Here is a 3,233-nt window from a genome sequence, read left to right as displayed (position 1 = left end):
GGCCGCGAGCATCAGGGCGCCGACCGAAAGGCTCGCCGCCTTTTCCGCCGTGGCATCGCGCGGGCGCGGCCGGGTCGGAATTTCCATCAGCAGCCCCCCGACGCCCATGCCGGTGATATCGAAGGAAGTGGGCGTCTCGCCGGCCATCAGCCGGTTCAGGACCCAGTCGAAACCGTTTTCCTTCGGCGAGCGGGCGCAGCCCGGCGCACCCAGCACCGGGACATTGCCGATCCGCCCGAGAACCAAGAGATTGCCGGGGTCGACGGGCATGCCGACCTGATCGACCTCTCCGCCCGCGCGGCGGATGGCGGCGGGAATGACGTCGTCGGGATCGGCCACAGCCGAGGCTCCGAAGACGATAATCATAGCCGGCTCATTAATTTCCTCCGGCCGAAGCTGTTGAAGAACCTCGGTAAGGCGTTCGGCGGAATGGGGAATGCGGATCTCTTTTATTATCCGGCTACCGGATGGCATCAACCTCTGCTCCAGCAGCTTGGCGGTGCGATCCATGACCGATACTTTCAGCGAAGGAAGCTCGGTGGCGACCAGGGTCACCGCGCGGGGACTGAAGGCTTTTACCTCGAAGGCGACTGATTCTACCACCAGCGCCACGGCTTCAGCGACTTTCGCACCGCCAACGGCAAGCGGGATGATCTTGACGGTCGCCACCATGTCGCCGGCACGCACCGCTACATGGTCGGCAAGGCAGGCGAGCGTGATCGCCGGATCGATACGGTTCAGCGCGTCGACTATCCTCTTGTCGGCGACAAAAAGGCCATCCACCTTGGCATAGATGTTGACGCGGCCGGTGGTCGCCTCCGAGAAACGGAGATTGTCCGGGGCAATCGCATCGGCAATCGCCTGGGCCGCGTCGTCCTCCAGCATGTCGCCGGGATCGAGCCGCACCGCGACCACGGATTCGACGCCGTCTTCCGAAAGCCGGGCGATGTCCTCCTGCGACAGCATGTGCCCTTTCGACATGCGGCCGGCGGACAGTCTGATACTATGCGCCAGTACCACGCCTTCCGCCTCGTCGAGTTCGAACGTCCCGTATCTCATGGCGTCACCCGGCAGTGACGAGATCACGTCGGCGAAACGCCTGGACGATCTGGGCAAGCGTGGCGAGCGCGATCTCCGCGGGGCTCGCGGCACCGATATCGAGGCCGATCGGCGCGGCGATGCGACCGATCTCGTTGTCGGTGCGACCCATTTCCTTCAATCGCTCGACACGCTTCGCATGGGTTTTCCGGCTGCCGAGCGCGCCGACATAAAAGCACCCGACCCGCAGCGCTTCGGAGAGCGGGAAATCGTCGATTTTCGGATCATGGGTAACAGCCGCCAGTGCCGTATAGGCGTCGAGCGGGCGGTCCTTCAACACGTCCTCAGGCCAGTCGGCGATCAGATCGACGCCCTCGAAACGTTCTTCGGTCGCAAAAGCCGTGCGCGGATCGATGATCGTCAGGTCATATCCGGCGACCGGGGCCAGCCGCGCGAGTGCCTGGCTGATATGCACGGCGCCGATCACCACGATGCGCGGCGGCGGCAGGTGAACATTGAGGAACAGCGACTGTCCTTCGATCTCCGCCGTTCCTGCCTTGCCGCTGCGAAATGCCTTGGCTATCTCTTCGCCGAACGGGCCGGAGGTGGCTTCGCCTTCGAGGATGACCCGAACCTCATCGCTGGCGAGATCGGTTACGACAACGGCAGCCCTGCGGGAACGCCGGGCGGCGTTGAGCTTTATCAGTGCTTCGAGCTGCATCAGCCGAGCCTTTCCACATAAACGCGGATCCGGCCGCCGCAGGACAGACCGACCCGCCAGGCCGTCTCGTCGGCAACGCCGAATTCCAGCATTTTCGCCGCGCCGCTCTCGATGACGTCGAGCGCTTCGGTGATGACAGCGCCTTCGACGCAGCCGCCGGAGACGGAGCCTTCGAAATTGCCTTCGCTGTCGATGACGAGATGGCTGCCTGTCGGGCGTGGCGCGGAGCCCCACGTCTCGATCACCGTTGCTATCGCCACGTCGCGGCCGGCCTGCTTCCAACTCTCGGCGGTCAGCAGCGGGTCCAGAATTTCGGAAACAGTCATGCGACCCTCCTCATGTTCAAATAGCGCCGCGGGTCCGCGGTCTTTGTATGGTCATCCGACAATGCAATCGCCAGATCGGCCAGCGATTGCAGATTGTGGACGGCACGAAACTCGTCCACATGCGGCAACATGGCGCGCACGCCACGCGCCCGTGCCTCGAAACCATCGAACCGCAACAGCGGGTTCAACCAGATCAGACGGCGGCAGGACCGGTGCAGCCTGTCCATTTCCTGCGCCAGCTCCTCGACACCCTCCCGCTCGAGGCCGTCGGTGATCAACAGCACGACAGCGCCCTGCCCCAGCACGCGGCGCGACCAGAGCCGATTGAATTCGGCAAGCGTCGCACCGATCCGCGTGCCACCCGACCAGTCGCGCACCGCGTCCGTGCAGCCGGCCAGCGCTTCGTCCGGATCACGGCGGCGCATCTGGCGGGTGACGTTGGTCAGCCGAGTGCCGAACAGGAAGGTATGCACCCGGGTGCGCTTTTCCGTCAGCGCATGCAGAAAATGCAGGAAGATCCGGGTGTACTGGCTCATCGAGCCGGAAATATCGGCAAGCACCACGAGTGGTGGCGGCGCGGTCTTGCGCTCGCGAAACCGCGGCAGAATAAGATCGCCGCCGCTCTTCATCGCCTGGCGCATGGTGGCGCGCGGGTCGATCCTGGGCGGATGATTGAACGACCGGAATCGGCGTGTCGCCACCTTGTCCAGCGGCAGAGCGAGCTTGACCAGTTCACGCCGGGCTTCCGCCAGTTCGGCCGCGCTCATCTGGGCGAAATCCATGCGCTTGAGGATTTCGCCGGCAGAGGTCGTGAAGCGGGAGTCGACTTCGATCTCCGGCGGTTTCTTGCGGTTCGGGGTTTCCGGCTGGTCGGCGGTCAGCGCCTCGCTGACGCGTGTCGCACCGGCCTTCTGCTTTTCCCTTTCGCGATTATCGGCAGCCTTCGGCGACATCATCGCGATCATCTTGCCGACCAGATCGCGGGAGCGCCAGAACAGGCGAAACGCCTCGTCAAACACCGGCTGGTCCTCATGGCGCTTGACGAAAACGGCCGACAGCGCCGCATGGAACTCTTCGCGCGAACCGATGCCGATCGCGTCGACCGCGGCAATCGCGTCGGCGGCAGCGGCCGGCCCGGTCTTCAGCCC

The 3,233-nt window shown here is 64.5% G+C and carries 4 protein-coding genes; all 4 read right to left on the bottom strand.

Features of this window, described 5'->3' with window-relative positions; all coding sequences use genetic code 11:
* Positions 1-1,059, bottom strand: a 1,059-nt coding sequence (locus MOV63_RS32180; protein ID WP_247039804.1) for a molybdopterin-binding protein, incomplete at its 3' end; no start/stop codon positions are given.
* A gap of 4 nt (positions 1,060-1,063) precedes the next feature.
* Positions 1,064-1,759, bottom strand: coding sequence for an XdhC family protein (locus tag MOV63_RS32175; RefSeq protein WP_247039803.1), 696 nt, complete (start codon positions 1,757-1,759; stop codon positions 1,064-1,066).
* Positions 1,759-2,085: an XdhC family protein gene (locus MOV63_RS32170; RefSeq protein WP_247039802.1), complete on the bottom strand. Its 327-nt coding sequence runs from the start codon at positions 2,083-2,085 to the stop codon at positions 1,759-1,761. Before MOV63_RS32170 ends, MOV63_RS32175 begins: the two co-directional genes overlap by 1 nt.
* A partial coding sequence (locus tag MOV63_RS32165; RefSeq protein WP_247039801.1) for a VWA domain-containing protein occupies positions 2,082-3,233 on the bottom strand: 1,152 nt, incomplete at its 5' end. The genes MOV63_RS32170 and MOV63_RS32165, both read right to left, overlap by 4 nt.

This window comes from Neorhizobium sp. SHOUNA12A (assembly GCF_023006505.1).
Lineage (GTDB): Bacteria > Pseudomonadota > Alphaproteobacteria > Rhizobiales > Rhizobiaceae > Neorhizobium.
The sequence above is the reverse complement of the archived record's forward strand: the minus strand, read 5'-3'. Positions and strand labels throughout refer to the sequence as shown.

What these genes read in the sequence shown, in the direction of transcription:
- MOV63_RS32175 (WP_247039803.1), bottom strand. Translation starts at nt 1,759, where the DNA reads ATGCAGCTCGAAGCACTGATAAAGCTCAACGCCGCCCGGCGTTCCCGC.
- MOV63_RS32170 (WP_247039802.1), bottom strand. Translation starts at nt 2,085, where the DNA reads ATGACTGTTTCCGAAATTCTGGACCCGCTGCTGACCGCCGAGAGTTGG.